This is a genomic window from Acidovorax sp. T1, from assembly GCF_002176815.1.
Classification (GTDB): domain Bacteria; phylum Pseudomonadota; class Gammaproteobacteria; order Burkholderiales; family Burkholderiaceae_C; genus Acidovorax.
In genome coordinates, this window is sequence record NZ_CP021648.1 from 1,187,862 (window position 1) to 1,209,203 (window position 21,342).

Consider the following 21,342-nt stretch of genomic DNA (forward strand, 5'->3'; position numbering starts at 1 on the left):
CCGGACGCAGTGGCGCAGCGAGAAAGGAATCGTTCTTACGTAGGCATTTATACATAGGCATTTGTCCCAGTATCTGGCCCCTATCGCGGCACTTACGATGCATTGCAACAAAACGCACCCACCGAGACCTTGTGGCAAGGCTCTTTCCTCAGCATCCCCATGGAGCGATCAAGGCGCAATGAGCGACGTCATTCTTGAAACCCAAAGCCTGACCAAAGAGTTCAAAGGCTTCACCGCGGTCAGCAATGTGACCTTGTCGGTGCGCCGCGGCTCTATCCACGCCCTGATCGGGCCCAATGGCGCCGGCAAAACCACTTGCTTCAACTTGCTGACCAAGTTTTTGGAGCCGACCTCGGGGTCGATCCGTTTCAACGGCCAGGACATCACCCGCGAGAAGCCCGCAGAAATCGCACGACGTGGCGTGATCCGCTCGTTCCAGATTTCGGCGGTGTTTCCGCACCTGACGCTGCTGGAAAACGTGCGCATCGGGCTGCAGCGCAAGCTGGGCACGGCGTTTCACTTCTGGCGCAGCGAGCGTAGCCTGCGCCAGCTCGATGCACGGGCCATGGAGCTGCTCACCGAAGTGGGTCTGGAAGACCTGGCTGACGAGCTCACAGTGAATCTGCCCTATGGCCGCAAGCGCGCCCTCGAAATTGCCACCACGCTGGCCATGGAGCCCGAGCTCATGCTGCTCGACGAACCTACACAGGGCATGGGCCACGAGGACGTGGACCGTGTCACGCAGCTCATCAAGAAAGTGTCGGCCGGCCGGACCATCCTGATGGTGGAGCACAACATGAAAGTGGTATCCACCATTGCCGATTGCATCACCGTGCTGCAGCGTGGCGCCGTGCTGGCCGAAGGGCCTTACGCCGAAGTATCGAACAACCCCCAAGTGATGGAAGCCTACATGGGCACGACCGACGGCCAACTGCAGGGAGCCCACTGACATGGCTACCTCTGCCTCCAATACCCCCGCGCTGGAAATTCGCAACCTGGAAGCCTGGTACGGCGAGTCGCATGTGCTGCATGGCGTGGATATCGTGGTGCAGCCCGGCGAAGTGGTGACCTTGCTCGGGCGCAATGGCGCCGGGCGCACCACCACCATGCGTGCCGTCATGGGCCTCACGGGCGCCCGCAAGGGATCCGTGAAGATCAACGGTGTGGAGACCATCCACATGCCGACGCACCGCATCGCCCATCTGGGCGTGGGCTACTGCCCTGAGGAGCGGGGCATTTTTTCCAGCCTGTCGTGCGAAGAAAACCTGCTGTTGCCGCCGGCCCTCAAGACGGGAACGCAGGGCATGTCGATCGACGAAATTTACGCCATGTTTCCCAACCTGGCCGAGCGCCGCAACAGCCAGGGCACGCGCCTGTCGGGTGGCGAGCAACAGATGCTGGCCGTGGCGCGCATCCTGCGCACTGGTGCCAAGCTTCTGCTGCTCGATGAAATCTCCGAGGGCCTGGCGCCCGTCATCGTGCAGGCGCTGGCCCGCATGATCGTCATGCTGCGCGAACGCGGCTACACGGTGGTCATGGTCGAGCAAAACTTCCGCTTTGCTGCGCCACTGGCTGACCGTTTTTATGTGATGGAGCATGGCCGCATCGTCGAAAAATTCGGCGCCAGCGAGCTGGAAGAAAAGATGCCGGTGCTCAACAACCTTCTCGGCGTCTGAGCGGGCGGACGACCACGTCCCGTGTTTTTGCAACATTTATCACCACAACAGGAGACATTCATGAAAAACAAGCTCAAGGCACTCGCACTGATGCTCGGCGCAGCCGGCCTGACCACTTCGGCCGTCCACGCGCAGGACAAAGTCAAGATCGGTTTCATCACCGACATGTCCAGCCTGTATGCCGACGTGGAGGGCAAGAACGGTGCCGTGGCGATTCAGATGGCCATCGACGACTTTGGCGGCAAGGTGCTGGGCATGCCGGTCGAATTGATCAGCGCGGACCACCAGAACAAGGCCGACATCGCCGCCTCCAAGGCGCGCGAATGGATCGACACACAGGGCGTGACCATGCTGTTCGGTGGCACCAACTCGGGCACGGCGCTGGCTGCCGCCAAGGTGGCTGCGGAAAAGAAGCGTGTCTATGTCAACAGTGGCGCCGGCTCATCGGCCCTGACCAATGAGCAATGCACCCCCTACACCGTGCACTACGCCTACGACACCGTGGCGCTGGCCCGCGGCACCGGCTCGGCCATTGTGGATGCGGGCGGCAAGAGCTGGTTTTTCCTGACAGCTGACTATGCCTTTGGTCAGGCACTCGAAGCGGACACCTCTGCCGCCGTCAAGGCCAAGGGCGGAACGGTTGCGGGCTCTGTCCGTCACCCGCTCAATGCATCAGATTTTTCGTCGTTCCTGTTGCAGGCACAAAACTCCAAGGCACAAATTCTCGGTCTGGCCAATGCGGGTGGCGACACCATCAACGCCATCAAGGCCGCCAAGGAGTTCGGCATTGACAAGACCATGAAGATGGCGGGCCTGCTGCTGTTCATTACCGACATCCACAGCCTGGGTCTCAAGAACACCGAAGGCCTGCAATTCACCAGCAGCTGGTATTGGGACCTGAACGACGAGACCCGCAAGTTCGGCAAGCGTTTCTTCGACAAGACCAAGCGCATGCCCACTTCGATTCAGGCGGCTGATTACTCGGCCACCATGAATTACCTCAAGGCCGTTCAGGCAGCCAAGAGTGTGGACGCCGACAAGGTCATGGCCGCGTGGCGCGCCATGCCGATGAATGACTTCTACGCCTCCGGCACGCTGCGCCCGGATGGCCGCTATGTGCACGACATGTACCTGCTGCAAGTGAAGAAGCCCTCGGAGTCGACCAAGCCTTGGGATTACTTCAAGGTCGTCAAAAAGATTCCGGGCGACCAGATCTTCACGACCAAGGCCGAGAGCAAGTGCGCTCTGTGGAAATAAGCTCCTGACCTGACCCTCACCCTCTGCCGCCTGCCATGGAAATTTTTGGTGTCTCATTGCCGGGCCTTTTGAGCCAGCTCCTGTTGGGGCTGGTCAATGGCTCGTTTTACGCAATCCTCAGCCTCGGGCTGGCCGTGATCTTCGGCCTGCTCAACGTCATCAACTTTGCGCACGGTGCGCTGTTCATGATGGGGGCCGTGATTACCTGGATGGCCATGAACTACTTTGGCATCAACTACTGGTTGATGCTGGTGCTGGCGCCGCTGGTGGTGGGGGTGTTCGGGGTTTTGATCGAGAGGCTGCTGCTGCGCTGGATCTACAAGCTGGACCATCTGTATGGCCTGCTGCTGACACTGGGCCTGACGCTGCTGATCGAGGGGATCTTTCGCTCGATCTATGGCGTTTCGGGCCTGGGTTATGACACGCCCGAGCTGCTCGAAGGGGCCACCAACCTGGGCTTCATGATCATGCCCAACTACCGTGCCTGGGTGGTGGTGGCTTCCATCACGGTGTGCATTGCCACCTGGTACGTGATCGAGAAGACCAAGCTGGGCGCCTACCTGCGTGCGGGCACCGAGAACCCGCGCCTGGTGGAGGCGTTTGGCGTCAACGTGCCGCTGATGATCACGCTGACCTATGCGTTTGGTGCCGGTCTGGCGGCCTTTGCCGGTGTGCTGGCCGCGCCGGTGTACCAGGTGTCCCCGCTGATGGGTCAGAACCTCATCATCGTCGTGTTTGCCGTGGTGGTGATCGGTGGCATGGGTTCCATCATGGGTTCCATCCTGACCGGGCTGGGCCTGGGCATCGTCGAAGGATTCACCAAGGTGTTCTATCCCGAAGCATCCTCGACCGTGGTGTTCGTCATCATGGTCATCGTTCTCCTGATTCGCCCCGCCGGCCTGTTCGGCAAAGAAAAATAAGGGGCTGCTCACATGAATTCCAAGAACCTTACTGCTTTTGGCTACGGCCTGTTGTTCATTGGCCTGCTGGTGGCGCCGTTGCTGGGTGCCTACCCGGTATTCGTGATGAAGCTGATGTGCTTCGCGCTGTTCGCTGCGGCCTTCAACCTGCTGCTGGGCTACACCGGCATGTTGTCTTTCGGCCATGCTGCCTTTTTGGGGGGCTCGGCCTACGTGGCGGGCCAGTCCATGAAGGTGTGGGGCTTTACGCCCGAAATAGGCCTGCTGCTGGGCACGGCCAGCGGCGCCTTGCTGGGTCTGGTGGTGGGTTTCTTTGCCATCCGCCGCACCGGCATCTACTCCACGATGATCACGCTGGCCCTGGCACAGATGCTGTTTTTCATCTGCCTGCAGATGCCCTTTACTGGCGGTGAAGACGGGCTGCAAGGCGTACCCCGCGGCAAGCTGTTTGGCGTTTTGGATCTGCAGAACGACATGGCCATGTACTACGTGGTGTTTATCGTGGTGGTGGCGGCGTTTTTGCTGATCGTGCGCACCGTGCACTCGCCCTATGGCCAGGTGCTCAAGGCCATCAAGGAAAACGAGCCGCGTGCCATTTCGCTGGGCTACGACACCAATCGCTTCAAGCTGCTGGCTTTCGTGCTGTCGGCTGCGCTGTCGGGGCTGGCCGGCTCGCTTAAAACCTTGGTGCTGGGGTTTGCCACACTCAGCGATGTGCACTGGTCGGCATCGGGCCACGTCGTGCTGATGACGCTGGTGGGCGGCCTGGGCACCTTGTCGGGCCCGCTGGTGGGTTCGGCCGTGGTGGTGTTGCTGGAGAACAAGCTGGGCGAGATTGGCGGTTTTCTGGCCACGCTGACCAGCGTGGAGTGGTTCAACACTCTGGGTGAGTCGGTGACCATGGTGACAGGCCTGATTTTTGTGGTCTGCGTGCTGGCATTCCGCCGCGGCATCATGGGTGAAATCATTGCCTGGCTGGCCCGCCGCAAGGCCGGCAGCAAGGGCTGAGTTTCACGTTTTCTTGCGCGCTTTGTAAAGGCCGCTGCGTCACAGGCGCAGCGGCTTTTTGTATCCCGTCATTTCCAGATAGCCCCGGCCAACTGTTTCGCCCGCGCCATTGCGCAACTCGGACAGGCCTTCCCAGTAAATCGCCCCGGTAGAGCTGCTGCTGTCGAGCTCCTGGTCGTCCAGCAGCGCATGCACACCAAACTGGCCAGCGGAGGTTGTCACCTGCCACTGCACCGGATAGCGGGCGCCGCTCAAGGGGCTGCTCCAGTGGCGTTGTGCGGCAAACACCACGGTGTTGTCGGCAAATACCTGGGTCTGCTGGCGCGCCGGGCGGAACGAGCCACCCGTCCACAGCGTTGAGCCATCGGCGCGCCGCAAGCGAAACGCCGTGAGCGCGCCGCCATCGTGGAGGTTCATGCCAATCCAGTCCCAGCCTACGGCGTCGGGGTGCATCAGCGCGTCGCTCCATTCATGGTCCAGCCAGGCGCGGTTGGCCGTGCTGCCGCTTGCGGTGCTGCCGCTTTCGATGGCCATGCGCCGTCCATTCAGCACAATGCTGCCGCTCACCGCCAGTTGCGGCTGGCTGTAGTAGTAGCTCGCCTGGCTGGTTTCGGGGCCTTTGCGGGACAGGCCCTGGCGGCCCTGCAGCAGCGGTGGCTGGGCGGTATCGCATTGCAGGTCGAGCCCGAAGCCATCGCCCTCGACCCGCGCGGCGTATCGGCTGCCCGTAGTGGCCGGGCCTGGACCGGCGCTGCTGTCGGGTGCGGCACGCCGGGTGCTGGTGGGCAGCGCGGTCCTGGTGAGCGACCAGTCGCGCAGCCGGACGGCCGTGTCGGCCTCGCTGGCCTGCACCACGCCAAAGCCGGAGCGGGCAATGCGCTGGTCGTGGTGCAGGCGCTGGCCTTTGACGTCGGTCAGGGCCGCGTGGGCGAACAGCAACTGCTTGGCCGCAAAGGCCGACCGCAGGCCTTGCGTGGCGTCCACGCGCGAACGAAAGAACGTCACCTGAAACCCCCACAGGCGGCCCGCGGCCTGCGCATGGCCCGTGAGGTACCACCATTCGGTGTGCAGATCGGGGTGGCTGCCATGGTCGCGCGGAAAGTCGAGCGCCCGCGCGGGCAGCGCCTGCGCCAGCGTCGCCCCCGCTCCCAGCGTCAGCGCCAGCCATTGGCGGCGGGTGCAGAGGGCCAGGCCGCAGGCCGCACCGTGGGGGGCGAAAGAGGGTGGCTGCGCAGTCATGGCGCCGATTGTGTCCCAATGGCTGCGTCGCCGACGGACCGGGCCGAGGGGCTGAGGGGGCCTCCGGGCTGCCGCTACCAGTCTTCCTTCACCGCCAGTACCGCATCCTGCCCCGCTGCCGCCCGGCCCGCCAGCCAGGCGGTGAGGGTGCCCGAGGCCACCACGGCGGCGCACAGTGCCAGCAGGCGGGCGGCGGGCACGCGCAGCTCCATGGTCCAGTGAAAGCTCTGCGGATTGACCACATGCACCAGCACCCAGGCCACGGCCAGGCCCAGCAGCACGCCCACCGCCGCGCCCACGCCGGTCCATGCCGCGCCTTCGCCGGCCACCACGGCCAGGATCTGCCGGCGGGTCAGGCCCAGGTGCGCCAGCAGGCCGAACTCTTTGCGCCGCGCCAGCACCTGCGCGCTGAAGCTGGCTGCCACGCCGAACAGGCCGATGCCAATGGCCACGGCCTGCAGCCAGTAGGTGACGGCAAAACTGCGGTCGAAGATGCGCAATGAGCGCTCGCGGATGGCGCCGGACGACACAAACTCCAGCCCGGCTGCGCCCGCACCTGTTGCTGTATCGGTTGCCGCACCGGGCTCGGCCAGCGCACGAATCGCCTGCTGCAGCTGCGCCAGATCGGCGCCATCGCGCGGCCACAGCGCCAGGTCGCTGGCGCGTGTGTCGCCCGTCAGGCGCAGGTAGTCGGCGCGGTCCATCGCCACGGCGCCCGACTGGCGCACATAGTCGCGCCATACGCCCGCTATAAAAAATATAGCTGGTTGCGCTTGTCCTTCCTGCGCTAGCGGGCTAAAAGACTTTGAAAGCGCAGGCCAGTCCATGCCGGGCTGCAGGCCATACAGGTCCACCACCGCTTCGCTGATGTAGATGCCCGTGCGGCCTGCGGGCACCGGCAGCGCCGCGCCCACCAGGGGCAGCGCGCGGGCCGGGTCGCTGGCCAGCGGGCGGCTCAGCAGCGTGAGGGCGGGGCGCTTGGCATCGAGCTGCAGCGGGCTGGCGCGCAGGGGCTGCACGCGGGCCACAGCGGGCAGTTGCGCCACGGCCTCGTCGAACCCGGGCGGCAACAGGGCCGCCTCGCCCCCGGCCGCGCTCAGGGCCGAGCGCACATACAGCGGGGACGGCAGCACCGTATCCAGCCACTCGGTGACCGAGCCGCGAAAGCTGGCCACCATTACTGTCAGCGCCACGGCCAGGCTCAGGCTGGCCACCACGCCGCCTACGGCAATGGCGGCCGTGCCGCGCATGCGGCGCGCGCGCTCCAGGGGCAGCACCAGCAGCAGGCGGCCGGCCACCAGCGGGTGCAGGCGCTGCAGCAGCCAGGCCATGCCCCAGGGCAGCAGGGCAATGCCACCCACCAGCAGCAGGCCAATGGCGAAGTAGGCAGCCAATGCAATGCCAAAAATGGGTGGAGCGCTTGCCAGTAAAGCGCCAGCAGCTATCAAAATAATACCGACCGTGGCACCCGGGCCCCGGCCGGCCGCGGCACCCAGGCCCTTGAGCGTTTGCGCTGGCGGCAGATGGCGGGCCGACTGGGCCGGCCACCAGCCGCCCACCAGCGCGGCGGCCACGCCCAGCGCGCAATAGAGCAGCGCTGCCGGGGCGCTCCATTGCAGCGCTGGCTGCACGCCGGCAAAGTAGCCACCGCCCAGGTCGCCCCCCAGCAGTTGCAACGCCGTGGCCGCCAGCGCCGTGCCCAGCGCAATGCCGGCGGCGCTGCCGACCAGACCCAGCAGGGCCGACTCGGTCAGCACCAGTGCCAGGCGCTGGCGTGGCGTGGCGCCCAGCACCGCCAGCAAAGCAAACTGGGGCGCGCGCTGCGCCACGCTGAGGGCCAGCACCGAAAACACCAGAAATGCCCCCGTGAACAGCGCCACCAGCGCCAGCACCGTGAGGTTGACGCGGTAGGCGCGCGACAGGTTGCCGATGCGCTGCACCGCATCGCCGGGCTCGGCCAGCATGGCGTTGGCGGGCCAGCCAGGCAGTGATTGCAGCGCTTGCCGGAACACGGCACGGTCGGTGCCCGGTTGCAACTGCAGATCGATGCGACTGAGTTGGCCCGCCTTGCCCCACAGGTCTTGCGCTGCGCCGATGTCCATCACGGCCAGGGGGGCGCCGCCCGCGGCCACGGTGCCGGCCACGCGCACCATGTGCGAAGTCGATGTCGAACTTTGCAGGCCAGTGTGCAGCAACAGCGTTGCCGCGCCACTGCCATCACTCGCCAGGCCCAGGGCCTGCAAGGCCGCCGCGTTGAGAAACACCGTAGCCGGCGCCAGCATGGCCAGCCGCTCGCTGGATGCAAAAGCGCGTGGCATGAGCGCGGGCGCCACGGCCGGCAGCAGCAGCGCATCCGCGCCCACCACCCGCAGCACCACGCGGACTGGTGCAGCGCCTGGTGATGTGGTCGTTGGAGCAGCCACCTGGGCCAGCGTGGAAAGCTCCAGCCACGGGCTGGCGCGCAGCACCTGCGCGTGGTTGGCCAGGTGCCCGTACAGCGCTTCGGGCAGCGGGCCCTGCATGGCGCGCAGCTCCAGATCGGGCTGGCCGTTGACCGCGCGCACGGCCTGCGAAAACTCGTCCAGGGCCGAGCTGTTGATCACCTGCACGGCAAACGCCAGCGCAACGCCCAGCATCACGGCGGCCACCGCCGCGGCGCTGCGCCAGGGGTGGTGGCGCAGCTCCTGCCAGGAGAAGGTGCGAAGCAGAGCAAGCATGGCCCGATTGTGGGGGGGGCGGCGCCCGCAGGCTCGGCGGTTGATGCAGATCAACCGCCGCCACCACTGCCCTTGAAATGGGACGGGGCTGTTCGTATCTTGATGATGGGGCCAGCGCTTCCTTGCCGGCCCGGTTGTCCAACCCTCACGTTCAGGAGCTTCACCATGAATTCTCTGGTTACCCGTGGCAGTTTGTTCGATGACTTCTTCAAGGACATCGCCCCCGGTTTTTATGTGCGCCCACTGCATGGCGAAGGCGTTCCATCGCCCGCGCAGATCAAGGTGGACGTGAAGGAAACCGATGGCGGCTACACCGTGCATGCCGAGGTGCCGGGCGTGCCCAAGGAAGACATCCAGGTCTCGATCGAAGGCAATGTGGTCAGCCTGCGCGCCGAGGTGCGCCAGCATGACCAGAAGACCGAGGGCGAGAAGGTGCTGCGCTCCGAGCGCTATTTTGGCTCGGTGGCGCGCAGCTTCCAGTTGCCCGTCGATGTGGACGCCGCCCAGGCCAAGGCCAAATACGACAACGGCGTGCTGACGCTCACGCTGCCCAAGAAGCAGGGCGGCAGCGCGCAGCGGCTCAGCATTGAATAGCTGACTGTGGCCGGCCCGGCCGCGTGCTCAGCCGGCGATGCCCTCGGCCGTGAGCCGCAACCGCCGGTCGGCGCGCGCGGCGGCGGCGTCGGAGTGCGTGACCAGCACCAGCGAGGCGCCGTGCTCGCGCGTTTGCGCCAGCAACAGGTCCAGCACGCGCGCGGCCGTGCCGGGGTCGAGGTTGCCGGTGGGCTCGTCGGCCAGCAGCAGGGCGGGGCGGTGCACCAGGGCGCGGGCAATGGCCACGCGCTGCAGCTGGCCGCCGCTCAGTTGCTGCGGCAGGCGCTCGCCCAGGTCGGCCAGGCCCACGGCCGCCAGCATGTGCTGCACCCGATCGGGCTCGGTGCGGCCCAGCAGCATCAGCGGCAAGGCCACGTTTTGGGCTACATCGAGGTGGGGCAGCACATGGAAGGCCTGGAACACAAACCCCACATGGGCGCGCCGCCACAGGGCGCGCTGCGTTTCATTGAGCGGCGCCAGATCGGTGTCGCCGTGCACGATGCGCCCGGCATCCCACCGGTCCAGCCCCGCCATGCAGTTGAGCAGGGTGGATTTGCCCACGCCCGAGTCGCCCACGATGGCCACGAATTCGCCCGGCTGCACCGTGAACTGCACGTTGGCAAACACCGGCGTGCCGCCGTAGTGCTTGGCCAGCGCCTCGACGCGCAGCGGGCCGCTCATGGCGCGGTGCCCTCCAGGCGCTGCAGCACCGCCTGCACCAGGCGCGCGGTGGCATCGGGCGGGTCGCAGGCAATAGCGTGGCGCTGGGGCATGCTGCGCAGCCAGGTGATCTGGCGCTTGGCCAACTGGCGGGTGGCGGCCATGCCGCGCTCGCGCAGGCCGGCCAGGTCGAGCGGCGCCCCGGGGCCGGCCGCCGCCTGGGCATCGAGCGCTTCCCAGGCTTGGCGGTAGCCCACGCAGCGCATCGAGGGCAGATCGGGGTGCAGGTCGCCGCGCGCGCGCAACTGGCGCACTTCGTCTACAAAGCCTTGCGCCAGCATGGCGTCAAAGCGCAGGGCGATGCGCTCGTGCAGCCAGGCGCGGTCGTCGGGTTCCAAGGAAAAAAGGGCGGTAGCGCTGATGGGGAAAGCGCTGGTTGCTCTCTTTTTTGACGTGTGAAAGTGCGAGATGGGCTGGCCGGAGACGTGCCACACCTCCAGCGCGCGCTGGATGCGCTGGCTGTCGGCGGGCGCCAGGCGGGCGGCGGTGGCGGGGTCCACGCGGGCCAGCTCGGCGTGCATCGCGGGCCAGCCGATCTGCGCGGCCTGGGCTTCCAGACGCTCGCGCACGGCGGGGTCGGCGGGGGGCATGTCGTCGATGCCGTCGAACAGTGCCTTGAAATACAGCATGGTGCCGCCCACCAGCAGCGGCAGGGCGCCGCGCGCGCGGATCTCGCCAATGAGCCGCTCGGCATCCTGCACGAACTCGGCGGCGCTGTAGGCCTGCAGCGGGTCGCGGATGTCGATCAGGTGGTGCGGCACGGCGGCCAGCTCGGCGCGCGTGGGCTTGGCCGTGCCAATGTCCATGCCCCGGTACACCAGGGCCGAATCCACGCTGATGATCTCGACCGGCAGGCGCGGCGCCAGCACGGCGGCCAATGCCAGGGCGCCGGCTGTCTTGCCCGAGGCCGTGGGCCCCGCGATGGCGATGGTGGGCAGGGGGGTGTTCATGCCTTGGCGGGCCCCCCGAATTTTTGCACCAGCGTCCAGGCGGCGAGGGCGAGGCACAGGCTCCAGAACCACACGCCCAGGGCGAGTGGCAGCACCGTGCCGTCCATGCGCTGGCCCAGCCATTGGCCCATGCCAAACGCCACCAGCATCATGACAAAGCCGTTCAGCGCAGCGGCGGTTCCGGCCGCCTGGGGGAACGGGCCCACGGCACCGCTCTGGCCGCAGGGCATGTGGATGCCGTGCGCCATCTGGAACAGCAGAAAGGGCAGGGCATAGGCCCAGCCGCTTTGCACGCCGGCGAGTGCCGCCACGCCCATCAGCGTGCCGCCCGTGGCGCTCAGCAGGCCGGCCAGCGCCATGCTGCGGCGCAGGCCCCAGCGCACCAGCAGCCGCCGGCACAAAAAGGTGCCGGTGATGTACATCGCCGCATTGCCCGACAGCAGCAAGCCATAGGCCGTGGGGCTCCAGCCCAGCACCTGGATGAAAGTGAACGACGAGGCCGCCAGGTAGGTGAACAGGCCCGCATAGGTGAAGGTGGTGATGGCCGAAAAAGCCAGAAATGTGGGGTGGCGCAGGATCTGCGCCCAGGTGCGCAGCAGGTGCGCGGGGCGCAGCGCCAGCGGGTTGGGGCGGGCCAGGGTTTCTTCAAAGCGCAGCAAAATCAGCAGCAGCGCCACACCGCCAAAGCAGCCCAGCGCCGCCATGGTGGCGCGCCAGCCCAGGTGGCCCGCCAGCAGGCCGCCCAGCGGTGGGCTCAGGCAGGCAATGATGCCCAGGCCCGTGAGGGCGCGCGACATGGCATGCGCTCCTTCCGCCGGGGCATACAGGTCGCGCACCACGGCGCGCGCGCCCATCACGCCGGCGCCCATGGCGGCGCCCTGCACGGCGCGCCAGAAGATCAGCGCTTCCATCGATTGCGCCAGGGCACAGCCCAGCGCCGCCAGCACATAGGCCACCAGCCCCGCCAGCAGGATGGGGCGGCGCCCCCAGCGGTCCGACAGCGGCCCCCACACCAGTTGCGAGCAGCCAAACGCCAGCAGCAACGCCGTGAGCGTGAGCTGCGATTGCGCCATGCTGGCCTGCAGTTGCGCCTTGAGGGTAGGCAGCGCGGGCAGATACAGATCGGTGGTGACCGGCTGCAGGCCCAGCAGCAGCGCCAGCAGCGCAATGACCAGCCAGGCCGGCATGGCCGCAGCGCCCGTGCGTGCCGGGGCAGTGGAAGCGTCAGACATGCGCGGGAGGGTATCAGATGCCAGGGCGGGCCAGAGCCTTGCCAGGCCCCGGCGCACACCGCCGGATGGCGTGCTCAGGACAGGCGCGACGCCGACTGGAAGGGTGTGGACGTGTCGATGGACAACTCCCCCGCGTCCGATGTGTTTACGCCAGCAGCCAGCCGCACCCGCAGCGCCAGGTCGGTGCGCGAATCGGCATTGTGCAGGGCCTCTTCCAGCGAAATCCGTCCATCCGTGTAGAGCGCATACAGCGCCTGGTCGAAGGTGCACATGCCGATTTCGGTGCTGCGCCCCATGGTCTCCTTGATGCCCGAGAACTCGCCCTTGGCAATCAGGTCGGAGATGTAGGGCGAGTTGAGCATCACCTCGACCGCGGGCACCAGCTTTTCGTGCAGCCCCGGAATGAGCCGCTGCGACACCACGCCCGCCAGGTTCAGGCTCAGGTCGATGAGCAGCTGGTGGTGGGCGTCTTCGGGGAAGAAGTTGATGACGCGTTCCATCGCCTGGTTGGCATTGTTGGCGTGCAGCGTGGACAGGCACAGGTGGCCGGTTTCCGCATAGGCAATGGCCTGCTTCATGGTGTTGCGGTCGCGGATCTCGCCGATCATGATCACGTCGGGCGCCTCGCGCAGCGCATTCTTGAGCGCCTCTTCGTACGACAGGGTGTCGATGCCGACTTCGCGCTGGTCCACCACCGAACGCTTGTGGGCATGCAGAAACTCCAGCGGGTCTTCGATGGTGAGAATGTGCCCCGTCACGTTTTCATTGCGGTAGTTGATCATCGAGGCCAGTGTGGTGGACTTGCCCGAACCGGTGGCCCCGGTCACCAGCACCAGCCCGCGCTTGCGCAGCACGAGTTTTTCAAGGATCGGCGGCAGGCCCAGCGCGGCCAGCGGCGGAATCTTGTTCTTGATGTAGCGAATCACCATGCCGGTTTCGCCACGCTGCACAAACACATTCACCCGAAAGCGCCCCAGGTTTTCGGCCGAGATGGAGAGGTTCATCTCCATCCTGGCCTCGAACTCGCTGATCTGCTTTTCGTTCATGACCGAATAGGCCAGCTGCTTGACCTGCCCGGGGTGCAGCGCAGGCATTTTCAGCGGATGCGTGACGCCCTCAATCTTGAGGTTGACGGGCGCACCCACGCTGAAGAACAGGTCGGAACCGCCCTTTTCGACCATGGCGTTCAGAAAGCTGAATATTTCCACTGTGAATCCCGTGACTTGTGGCAATTTGTATCGAATGGGAGCATAGCCTGCCATCACCCCCGAGCAATAAAAAAGGGGCCGAAGCCCCTTGGGTTGGGTGCGCGAATGCGCGTGGGTGGCTTACACCACGCCCTGTGCCAGCATGGCGTCGGCCACCTTCACAAAGCCGGCGATGTTGGCGCCGTCGATGTAGCTGACCGTGCCGTCGGCGCGCTGCCCGTATTTCAGGCAGGCGGCATGGATGCCTTGCATGATCTGCAGCAGGCGGGCGTCCACTTCTTCGGCGGGCCAGCACAGGCGGGCCGCGTTCTGGCTCATTTCCAGGCCCGAGGTGGCCACGCCACCGGCATTCGATGCCTTGCCGGGTGCGTACAGCACGCCAGCGGCTTCAAACGCCTTGGCCGCTTCGATGGTGGAAGGCATGTTGGCGCCTTCGGCCACGCACAGCACGCCGTTCTTGATCAGGGTGGCGGCATCTGCGGCGTTGAGCTCGTTTTGCGTGGCGCAGGGCAGGGCCACGTCCGCGGGGATATGCCATGGCGTCTTGCCGGCCTGGAACTCTGCGCCCACCAGCTGGGCGTAGTCGTTGACACGGCCATATTTGTGGTTCTTCACTTCCATCAGGATGGCCAGCTTTTCGGGCGTGAAACCGTCCTTGTCGTACACCGTGCCACTGGAGTCGGACACCGACACCACCTTGGCACCCAGGGACATGGCCTTTTCCACGGCGTATTGCGCCACGTTGCCCGAACCGGACACCGACACCGTCTTGCCATCAAACGACTGGCCGCGGGTCTTGAGCATCTCTTGCGCAAAGTACACCGTGCCGTAGCCGGTGGCCTCAGGGCGGATCAGCGAGCCGCCAAACGACAGGCCCTTGCCCGTGAACACGCAGTCGGCGCGGTTGCTGAGCTTCTTGTACATGCCGGCCATGTAGCCCACCTCGCGGCCACCCACGCCAATGTCACCGGCTGGCACATCGGTGTCGGCGCCCACATGGCGGAACAGCTCCGACACAAAGGCCTGGCAAAAGCGCATGACTTCGCCGGGGCTCTTGCCCTTGGGGTCGAAATCGGAGCCGCCCTTGCCGCCGCCCATGGGCAGCGTGGTCAGCGCGTTCTTGAAGGTCTGTTCGAACCCCAGGAACTTGAGCACCGACAGGTTCACCGAGGGGTGAAAGCGCAGGCCGCCCTTGTAGGGGCCAATGGCCATGCTGTGCTGGATGCGATAGCCGCGGTTGACTTGCACGGCGCCATGGTCGTCCACCCACGACACGCGGAACATCACCACGCGCTCGGGCTCCACCAGCCGCTCCAGCAGGCCGTGCTCGGCGTAGCGGGGGTGCTTTTCGATGAAGGGCCACAGGCTTTCCATGACTTCGGTGACAGCCTGCAGAAACTCAGGTTGGCCAGGGTTGCGCTGTGCGACCTGCGCGAGGAAGCTGTCGACGGACTCGTACTTCATGGAAAAGAGACTTTCTGTGCAAAAAAACGAAGAATGCGGCGTTGCGGCCCCGAATTATGTCAAAAAGACATGTGCTCATGCATAACTGCGCACGATGGTGGGGCATTGTTCATGCGAAATGCCAGTTTTTGGTGCGTGTTGGTGATCTGTTTTGGTGCGCGTGCATGTTGCGCGATGGCGCCCACCAACGTGGTCAAAGACGCCCACGCCGCCGGCCTGATGGTGCACCCCTACACCTTCCGCAGCGAGGCCAAGCGCCTGGCATCGGACTTCAAGGGCGACCCCAAGGCCGAATACAAGCTGTTCTACAACCTGGGTGTGGATGGAGTGTTCAGCGATTTCCCGGACAACGCCAAGGCCGCGCGCGACAACTGAGCTGTTTTCGGTGGAAGATCAAGAGAAAGGCCCGCATTGCGGGCCTTTCTCTTTGTGTCGTGGCCGACTATCGTCCGCGCAGGAACAGCGCGTCCAGCTCTTTCATCGAGAGCTGGCGCCAGGTGGGGCGGCCGTGGTTGCACTGGTCTGAGCGATCGGTGGTTTCCATCTGCCGCAGCAGAGCGTTCATCTCGTCGATGGTGAGCTTGCGGTTGGCGCGCACCGCGCCGTGGCAGGCCATGGTGCCCAAAATCTCATTGCGCGCGCGCTGCACCACGGTGCTGGCGTCGTGGGCGGCCAGCTCGGCCAGCACGCTGCGGGCCAGTTCCACGGCGTCGCCAAAACCTGACGCTGTGGCCAGTGTGGTGGGCACGGCGCGCACCGCCAGGGTCTTGGGCGAGAAGGGCACCACTTCCAGGCCCAGCGTGGCCAGCACCTCGGCGGATTCTTCGGCGGTGGCCACTTCTTCGGGCGTGGCGGCAAACGTGGCGGGTATCAGCAGCGGCTGGCTGGCAATGCGCGCGCCGCTGTCCACCTGGGCCTTGAGGCGCTCGTAGACGATCCGCTCGTGGGCGGCATGCATGTCCACGATCACCAGCCCCTGCGCGTTTTCGGCCAGGATGTACACGCCATGCAGCTGGGCCACCGCGCGGCCCAGGGGCCAAGCGGTTTCGTTGCCATCGCGGCCCAGGGGCCAAGCGGTTGCATTGCCATCGCGGCCCAGGGGCCAAGCGGTTGCATTGCCATCGCGGCCCAAGGGCCAGGTGGCCTCGGTGTGGCTGCCTGTCGCCTGGGTTGCTGCGGCGCTCGCCGGGGTGCCGTCTGGGCCGCCAGTGTTTGCAGGCGGGGCGGTGGATGCCGCTGCGTGCATCCACGCCGCTGCGGGCGCATGGGGTGCCCACTGGGGCTCTGTCGGCGGCGTTGCAGGCATTGCCGTGTGGCCCCACAGTGCCTGAAGGTCCGCCACATGGTGGCCGCGCTCTTCAAATTTGATAGCTGCCTGCGCTTGCCACGCTTGGGCTGGAGGCTGTTTTTGCTTGAAATCTTTTGTGCCTAACTCGGTCTGCACAGGGGGGGCAGCGGCGGCGGCCAGTGCTGCGGCGCGCGGCGCGGCCAGCGCGTTTTCGACCGCGTGGCGCACGGCCTGGTGCACCTCGCGGCTGTCGCGAAAGCGCACCTCGATCTTGGTGGGGTGCACGTTCACGTCCACGCGCGCCGGGTCAATCTCGACATACAGCGCATACACGGGCTGCTTGTGGCCGTGCAGCACGTCTTCGTAGGCGCTGCGCGCCGCGTGCGTGAGCACCTTGTCGCGCACGAAGCGGCCGTTGACATAGCAGTATTGCTGGTCGGCGCGCGAGCGGGCGGCGTCGGGCAGGCCCGCACGGCCGGTCACGGTGACGGGCCCGGCGCGGTGCTGCACGGCCACGGATTGCGCCACAAAATCTTCGCCCAGCACATCGGCCAGGCGGCGCGCCAGGGCGTCCTGCATGTTGGCATCGCCGGGCACAAAGGTGGCGCGCCATTGCTCGACCAGCTTGCCCTCGTGCCAGATGGCAAAGCCCACATCGGGCCGCGCCAGCGCATGGCGGCGCACCGATTCAATGCAGTGGGCCAGCTCGGTGGCGTCGGTCTTCAAGAACTTGCGGCGCGCCGGGGTGAAAAAAAACAGCTCTTTCACCTCCACCGTGGTGCCGGTGCCGCGCGCCGCCGGGCGCAGCTCGCCGCTGCGGGCATCCAGCAGGAAGGCGCCAGTCTGGTGCGCGGGGCGTGACAGCAGCGCCATCTCCGACACCGAGCCAATGGCCGCCAGCGCCTCGCCCCGAAAACCCATGGTGGCCACGGTTTCCAGGTCGTTCAGGCTGGTGATCTTGCTGGTGGCGTGGCGGCGCAGGGCAATGGGCAGCTCATCGTGCGGAATGCCGCAGCCGTCGTCTTCCACGGCGATCAGCCGCACGCCGCCGGCCAGCAGGCGCACGGTGATCTGTGTGGCGCCCGAGTCGAGCGCGTTGTCCACCAGTTCGCGCACCACGGAGGCGGGGCGTTCCACCACTTCGCCGGCGGCGATCTGGCTGATGAGCTCGTCGGGCAGGTCGCGGATGGGTCGGCGGGGCGGTGGGGAGGTCAAGGCGTCGTTCACCGGGCGATTTTAGGGCGGGGGCGAGAAGGGGCATCGCGCGGGCCGACGCGGGCCGGTGGGGATAATGCACGCTGCCTTTGTCTTGCCGGAACCCCCCCCATGGAATTAGTGACCTTTCTGATCGACTTCATCCTGCATGTCGACAAATACCTCGAAGCCTTTGTCGCCAGCTATGGGGCCTGGGTGTATGCCCTGTTGTTTTTGATTGTGTTTGTGGAAACTGGCGTGGTGGTTATGCCGTTTTTGCCGGGCGACTCGCTGCTGTTCATCGTGGGCGCGCTGTGCGGGGCCGGGATGATGAGTTTTCCGCTGGCCTGCGCCGTGCTGATTGCGGCGGCGATCCTGGGCGACCAGTGCAACTACTCGATTGGCCGGTATTTCGGCCCCAAGGTGTTCCAGTGGGAAGACTCGCGCTGGTTCAACCGCCGTGCGTTCAACCAGGCCCATGATTTTTACGAGCGCTATGGCGGCATTACCGTCGTGATTGCGCGCTTCATGCCGTTCATTCGCACCTTTGCGCCGTTCGTGGCCGGTGTGGCGCAAATGGGGCGGGGCAAGTTCACTGCCTTCAATGTGGGCGGGGCCTTGCTGTGGGTGCTGGGGCTCTGCTCCACCGGGTATTTCTTTGGCAACTTTGCCTGGGTGAAGGAAAACCTGGGCCAGATCATTTTGGCGCTGGTCTTGATTCCCGGCCTGATCGCGGCGTTTGGCGCCTGGCGCGCCAGCCGCAAGGCCAACGCGGCCTGAACAGTAAAAAAAAGCGTGCCTGGCGCGGAGTGATTCCGCGCCAGGCACGCTTTTTTCTTTTCAAGCCGATGGCTTAACGGCGGGGCTGGCTTTGATCGCGGTCTTTGCCGATTTCATTGCCGATAAGGGCGCCGGCTGCGGCGCCCCCCACGGTGCCCAGCGTGCCGCCGAGCACGGCATTGCCGGCAACCCCGCCCACCACGGCGCCCACGCCGGTCCCGATCTGGGCATTGGAAGGATTGGAGGCGCAGCCGCCCAGGGCCAGGGTGGCGGCGCAAATGACAGAGGCGATAACGGTAAGACGGATGTTCATGGTAGGGGTCCTTTGGCTGGATGGTGTGTGGCACGACCGGGACTGGCAACGCAGTCAGGGCCGCCACGGGGCACAGGTCCACTATCGCGCGCTATCGCATGGGGCGCTGTAGGAAGCACCGGCCAGCCGGCGTAGGACAGAAGGCAGAGAGGCGAGCAGGGCGCGCCCGGCACAGGGGCCCGTGGGGCGCGTTGGCGCTCAGAGGCTGAGCGTTTTTCGGCCGTGCCCGAAAGGCGCGTCAAAACGCGCCGGGTCTAGGCGCAAAACACAGCCATAGCTCGGGCTATGGCGAGTATTTGCAACGACGAGCCGGTGTGTTTTGGCGTGCAAGGCGGGCATGGATGAAAGACTCTCAGCCTCTCAGCCCGGCGCCAGGCAGATGGTGACCAGCAGCGAGGCGTCTTCCACGGCCGTCAGCGCGTGCAATGCCCGTGGCTGCAGGTGCACCAGGTCGCCCGCATGCAGCAGGTGCGTGGCCCCGCCGGCCTTGAACTCCACCGTGCCTTCAATGCATTGCACGGTCACCTCACCGGGGGTCTGGTGCTCGCGCATGCGCTTGCCGGCGGGCAGCACCACGCGCATGACTTCCAGCTGGCCCGCCTTGAGGAGGGCGCTGGTGGTGGCTTGTGCCAGGCGGTCGCCAAGGGGCAGCACACTGACGACCTGACCAGAAGGGGTGTGGGTAAGTGCCATGGGGTCTCCTGTGCAGCCTGGTCAACGGATCATCCCTACACCGACCGGCTGCGCGCCAGCGGCGGGTTCTTGGCGAAATAGCGTGTGATGCCGCGCATCAGCGCATCCGCCAGTTGCACCTGGTAGGCGGTGCTGCGCAGGCGCGCTTCTTCCTCGGGGTTGCTGATGAAGGCGGTTTCGACCAGCACGCTGGGGATGTCGGGGGCCTTGAGCACGGCAAAACCGGCCTGCTCCACGCGCGGCTTGTGCAGCTTGCCCACATTGCCGATTTCGCCGAGCAGCACCGTGCCGAGTTTCAGGCTGTCGTTGATCTGCGCGGTGGTGCTCATGTCGAGCAGGGCGCGCTGCACATGCTGGTCTTTTGACTGCACGTTGATGCCGCCCACCAGATCGGCCTGGTTCTCCTTGTTTGCCAGCCAGCGCGCCGCCGTGCTGGAGGCGCCACTTTGACTGAGCGCAAACACGCTGGCGCCGCGCGCGGCGGGTGTGGTGAAGGCGTCGGCATGGATGCTGACAAACAGGTCGGCCTGCACGCGCCGCGCCTTCTCGACGCGGGTGCCCAGCGGCACGAAAAAATCGCCATCGCGCGTGAGGTAGGCGCGCATGGGGTTGCCGCCCACGGTGGTGGCGTTGATGCGGTCGCGCAGCAGGTGGGCCACGCGCAGCACCACGTCTTTCTCGCGGGTGCCACCGGGGCCGATGGCGCCGGGGTCTTCGCCGCCATGGCCCGGGTCCAGCGCCACGATGATGATGCGGTCGGTTTGGGTGGCTGTGGCCCGGGGGCTGGCCGGGCTGCGTGCGGGGGGCTGTGCCTGTGCCGCGGCGGCGGTGGCGACTGCTGCCGGGGCGGGTACGGCCTGCGGGGCCTCGGGCGGCAGCGCGCGTGTGGCGCGCTGGGCCATCAGCTCGCCCAGCGGGTCTTTGTCGGCGGGTGGCAGGGCGGCCGTGGCCGTTGGCGGCGCGCCCGCCACGGTGCTGGCAGGCGTTGGGGCCACGGTGGGTGAAGGGGGGGCGGTGGTGGTGGCGGCGGCGGGCGCATCACGCAGGCGCTCGGCAATCAGGGCTTCCAGCGGGTCCACGGGCTCGGCGGGGTACAGGTCGAGCACCAGCCGGTGGCCATAGGCGGCCACGGGCGCCAGCGTGAACACCTGGGGCTTGGCGGCCTGTTTGAGATCGATCACCAGGCGCACCACGCCCGGCGTGTTCTGGCCGACGCGGATGCCCGCAATGTTGGGGTCATCGGCCTTGACCTTGGCCACCAGTTCGCGCAGCTCGGGGCTGAGGTCGATGCCTTCGATGTCCACCGCCAGGCGCGGCGGGGTGGTGACAAAAAATGGCTTGGTGGTGAGTTGCCCGTCGGATTCGATGGTGACGCGCGAATACTCGGGCGCCGGCCACACGCGCACCGCCAGAATGGTGGCACCCCGCGCAATCTGCTGCGCGCCCAGCAGCAGCACCAGGCTGCCGGCCTGCAGCAGGGTGCGGCGCGAGGGTGCGGACGGCGTTGCGGACGGTGTTGCGTGCCGTGGCCGGTCTGGGGCGGGTGTCATGCGGTCATTCCTTGCAGCAGGCTGCGGCCCAGGGGCGTGTGGGCAAGCAGCGTGACTTGCCTTTCGGTTTCGTCAATTGCTTCAATGTGTATAGCAAGGTCGGCAGGCGGGGTAAGCGCTGCAGCCTTCTCGGGCCATTCTGCCAGCTTGAGGCCCGGGCTGGCAAAAATATCCCTGAAACCCGCGTCTTCCCATTCGCGCGGGTCGTCGAAGCGGTAGAAGTCGAAGTGCCACACCGTCGTGGCGTGGGGGGGCAGGCCCGGCGCCTCGTGCGGCTCGACCACGGCATAAGTGGGGCTTTTGATGCGGCCCTGCACGCCCAGTGCACGCAGCAGGTGGCGCACCAACGTGGTCTTGCCGGCGCCCAGATCGCCATGCAGCGTGAGGAAGGCATTGGCCAGCAGGGGCTGTGCGGCCAAGGCGCTGGCAAACGCCGCAGTGTCGTCCTCGCTGTGCCAGGTCAGCACGCGGGCGCCGTCGGCAGGCGCTTGTGGGGCGGAGGTTTCTACAATCCGGCCGATATGTGGTGCAACAGTCAA

The 21,342-nt window shown here is 66.2% G+C and carries 19 protein-coding genes and 1 pseudogene; 8 read left to right on the forward strand and 12 right to left on the reverse strand.

Features of this window, described 5'->3' with window-relative positions:
- Positions 1–178: 178 nt before the first annotated feature.
- The 5 genes from CCX87_RS05720 to CCX87_RS05740 are packed head-to-tail and all read left to right on the forward strand — an operon-like array spanning position 179 to position 4,861.
- Positions 179–949 carry an ABC transporter ATP-binding protein gene (locus CCX87_RS05720; RefSeq protein WP_086912966.1) on the forward strand — a complete coding sequence of 257 codons (771 nt, stop codon included), beginning with the start codon at positions 179–181 and terminating at the stop codon, positions 947–949.
- Position 950: 1 nt separating this feature from the next.
- Positions 951–1,676 carry an ABC transporter ATP-binding protein gene (locus CCX87_RS05725; protein WP_087744504.1) on the forward strand — a complete coding sequence of 242 codons (726 nt, stop codon included), beginning with the start codon at positions 951–953 and terminating at the stop codon, positions 1,674–1,676.
- Between the two features lie 60 nt (positions 1,677–1,736).
- Positions 1,737–2,933 (forward strand): ABC transporter substrate-binding protein, encoded by a 1,197-nt coding sequence (locus CCX87_RS05730; RefSeq protein WP_087744506.1) that lies wholly within the window; start codon positions 1,737–1,739, stop codon positions 2,931–2,933.
- Positions 2,934–2,968: 35 nt separating this feature from the next.
- Positions 2,969–3,853, forward strand: a complete 885-nt coding sequence (locus tag CCX87_RS05735) for a branched-chain amino acid ABC transporter permease (RefSeq protein ID WP_087744507.1) — start codon at positions 2,969–2,971, stop codon at positions 3,851–3,853.
- A 12-nt stretch (positions 3,854–3,865) separates the two neighbouring features.
- Positions 3,866–4,861, forward strand: a complete 996-nt coding sequence (locus CCX87_RS05740; protein WP_087744509.1) for a branched-chain amino acid ABC transporter permease — start codon at positions 3,866–3,868, stop codon at positions 4,859–4,861.
- Between the two features lie 39 nt (positions 4,862–4,900).
- Here CCX87_RS05740 and CCX87_RS05745 read toward each other — a convergent pair whose 3' ends face one another.
- Both CCX87_RS05745 and CCX87_RS05750 read right to left on the reverse strand, forming a co-directional pair.
- Positions 4,901–6,100 (reverse strand): lipocalin-like domain-containing protein, encoded by a 1,200-nt coding sequence (locus tag CCX87_RS05745; RefSeq protein ID WP_087744511.1) that lies wholly within the window; start codon positions 6,098–6,100, stop codon positions 4,901–4,903.
- 74 nt (positions 6,101–6,174) lie between these two features.
- Positions 6,175–8,817, reverse strand: a complete 2,643-nt coding sequence (locus CCX87_RS05750; protein WP_087744513.1) for an FtsX-like permease family protein — start codon at positions 8,815–8,817, stop codon at positions 6,175–6,177.
- Positions 8,818–8,982: 165 nt separating this feature from the next.
- Here CCX87_RS05750 and CCX87_RS05755 point away from each other — a divergent pair, with 165 nt between their 5' ends.
- On the forward strand, positions 8,983–9,411 hold the full coding sequence (locus tag CCX87_RS05755) for an Hsp20/alpha crystallin family protein (RefSeq protein WP_087744515.1): 429 nt from the start codon (positions 8,983–8,985) through the stop codon (positions 9,409–9,411).
- A gap of 27 nt (positions 9,412–9,438) precedes the next feature.
- Here CCX87_RS05755 and CCX87_RS05760 read toward each other — a convergent pair whose 3' ends face one another.
- The 5 genes from CCX87_RS05760 to gdhA form a co-directional block, all read right to left on the reverse strand.
- Positions 9,439–10,092, reverse strand: coding sequence for an ABC transporter ATP-binding protein (locus tag CCX87_RS05760; protein WP_087744517.1), 654 nt, complete (start codon positions 10,090–10,092; stop codon positions 9,439–9,441).
- Positions 10,089–11,081, reverse strand: coding sequence for a tRNA (adenosine(37)-N6)-dimethylallyltransferase MiaA (gene miaA, locus CCX87_RS05765; RefSeq protein WP_087744519.1), 993 nt, complete (start codon positions 11,079–11,081; stop codon positions 10,089–10,091). Before miaA ends, CCX87_RS05760 begins: the two co-directional genes overlap by 4 nt.
- Positions 11,078–12,313, reverse strand: a complete 1,236-nt coding sequence (locus tag CCX87_RS05770) for a multidrug effflux MFS transporter (protein WP_232476492.1) — start codon at positions 12,311–12,313, stop codon at positions 11,078–11,080. Before CCX87_RS05770 ends, miaA begins: the two co-directional genes overlap by 4 nt.
- A gap of 74 nt (positions 12,314–12,387) precedes the next feature.
- Positions 12,388–13,521, reverse strand: coding sequence for a PilT/PilU family type 4a pilus ATPase (locus CCX87_RS05775; RefSeq protein WP_143218432.1), 1,134 nt, complete (start codon positions 13,519–13,521; stop codon positions 12,388–12,390).
- Positions 13,522–13,641: 120 nt separating this feature from the next.
- Positions 13,642–14,985 carry an NADP-specific glutamate dehydrogenase gene (gdhA, locus tag CCX87_RS05780; protein WP_087744523.1) on the reverse strand — a complete coding sequence of 448 codons (1,344 nt, stop codon included), beginning with the start codon at positions 14,983–14,985 and terminating at the stop codon, positions 13,642–13,644.
- Between the two features lie 174 nt (positions 14,986–15,159).
- Here gdhA and CCX87_RS05785 point away from each other — a divergent pair.
- Positions 15,160–15,360 (forward strand): annotated as a pseudogene (locus tag CCX87_RS05785) (glycerophosphodiester phosphodiesterase family protein); the annotation flags it as partial.
- A gap of 67 nt (positions 15,361–15,427) precedes the next feature.
- Here the strand turns inward: CCX87_RS05785 and mutL are convergent.
- Complete coding sequence (mutL, locus tag CCX87_RS05790) at positions 15,428–17,500, reverse strand: DNA mismatch repair endonuclease MutL (protein WP_087744525.1); 2,073 nt, start codon at positions 17,498–17,500, stop codon at positions 15,428–15,430.
- A gap of 99 nt (positions 17,501–17,599) precedes the next feature.
- Here mutL and CCX87_RS05795 point away from each other — a divergent pair, with 99 nt between their 5' ends.
- Positions 17,600–18,247: a DedA family protein gene (locus CCX87_RS05795; RefSeq protein WP_087744527.1), complete on the forward strand. Its 648-nt coding sequence runs from the start codon at positions 17,600–17,602 to the stop codon at positions 18,245–18,247.
- A gap of 73 nt (positions 18,248–18,320) precedes the next feature.
- On the opposite strand, the gene CCX87_RS05800 is transcribed toward CCX87_RS05795, so the two are convergent.
- The 4 genes from CCX87_RS05800 to tsaE form a co-directional block, all read right to left on the reverse strand.
- Positions 18,321–18,560, reverse strand: coding sequence for a glycine zipper 2TM domain-containing protein (locus CCX87_RS05800; RefSeq protein ID WP_087744530.1), 240 nt, complete (start codon positions 18,558–18,560; stop codon positions 18,321–18,323).
- A 360-nt stretch (positions 18,561–18,920) separates the two neighbouring features.
- Positions 18,921–19,253, reverse strand: coding sequence for a cupin domain-containing protein (locus CCX87_RS05805; RefSeq protein ID WP_087744532.1), 333 nt, complete (start codon positions 19,251–19,253; stop codon positions 18,921–18,923).
- Between the two features lie 35 nt (positions 19,254–19,288).
- Entirely contained in the window at positions 19,289–20,803 is a 1,515-nt protein-coding gene (locus tag CCX87_RS05810) for an N-acetylmuramoyl-L-alanine amidase (RefSeq protein WP_087744536.1), read from the reverse strand.
- Positions 20,800–21,342 (reverse strand): tRNA (adenosine(37)-N6)-threonylcarbamoyltransferase complex ATPase subunit type 1 TsaE, encoded by a 543-nt coding sequence (gene tsaE, locus CCX87_RS05815; RefSeq protein WP_087744538.1) that lies wholly within the window; start codon positions 21,340–21,342, stop codon positions 20,800–20,802. The genes CCX87_RS05810 and tsaE overlap by 4 nt, the downstream gene beginning before the upstream one ends.

Bases quoted from the DNA above. Each gene is read 5' to 3' on its own strand.
- CCX87_RS05755 (WP_087744515.1), top strand. From the start codon at position 8,983: ATGAATTCTCTGGTTACCCGTGGCAGTTTGTTCGATGACTTCTTCAAG.
- miaA (WP_087744519.1), bottom strand. From the start codon at position 11,081: ATGAACACCCCCCTGCCCACCATCGCCATCGCGGGGCCCACGGCCTCG.
- CCX87_RS05800 (WP_087744530.1), bottom strand. From the start codon at position 18,560: ATGAACATCCGTCTTACCGTTATCGCCTCTGTCATTTGCGCCGCCACC.
- CCX87_RS05740 (WP_087744509.1), top strand. From the start codon at position 3,866: ATGAATTCCAAGAACCTTACTGCTTTTGGCTACGGCCTGTTGTTCATT.
- CCX87_RS05750 (WP_087744513.1), bottom strand. From the start codon at position 8,817: ATGCTTGCTCTGCTTCGCACCTTCTCCTGGCAGGAGCTGCGCCACCAC.
- CCX87_RS05810 (WP_087744536.1), bottom strand. From the start codon at position 20,803: ATGACACCCGCCCCAGACCGGCCACGGCACGCAACACCGTCCGCAACG.
- CCX87_RS05760 (WP_087744517.1), bottom strand. From the start codon at position 10,092: ATGAGCGGCCCGCTGCGCGTCGAGGCGCTGGCCAAGCACTACGGCGGC.
- CCX87_RS05805 (WP_087744532.1), bottom strand. From the start codon at position 19,253: ATGGCACTTACCCACACCCCTTCTGGTCAGGTCGTCAGTGTGCTGCCC.
- CCX87_RS05720 (WP_086912966.1), top strand. From the start codon at position 179: ATGAGCGACGTCATTCTTGAAACCCAAAGCCTGACCAAAGAGTTCAAA.
- CCX87_RS05770 (WP_232476492.1), bottom strand. From the start codon at position 12,313: ATGTCTGACGCTTCCACTGCCCCGGCACGCACGGGCGCTGCGGCCATG.
- gdhA (WP_087744523.1), bottom strand. From the start codon at position 14,985: ATGAAGTACGAGTCCGTCGACAGCTTCCTCGCGCAGGTCGCACAGCGC.
- CCX87_RS05725 (WP_087744504.1), top strand. From the start codon at position 951: ATGGCTACCTCTGCCTCCAATACCCCCGCGCTGGAAATTCGCAACCTG.
- CCX87_RS05730 (WP_087744506.1), top strand. From the start codon at position 1,737: ATGAAAAACAAGCTCAAGGCACTCGCACTGATGCTCGGCGCAGCCGGC.
- CCX87_RS05735 (WP_087744507.1), top strand. From the start codon at position 2,969: ATGGAAATTTTTGGTGTCTCATTGCCGGGCCTTTTGAGCCAGCTCCTG.
- CCX87_RS05795 (WP_087744527.1), top strand. From the start codon at position 17,600: ATGGAATTAGTGACCTTTCTGATCGACTTCATCCTGCATGTCGACAAA.
- CCX87_RS05745 (WP_087744511.1), bottom strand. From the start codon at position 6,100: ATGACTGCGCAGCCACCCTCTTTCGCCCCCCACGGTGCGGCCTGCGGC.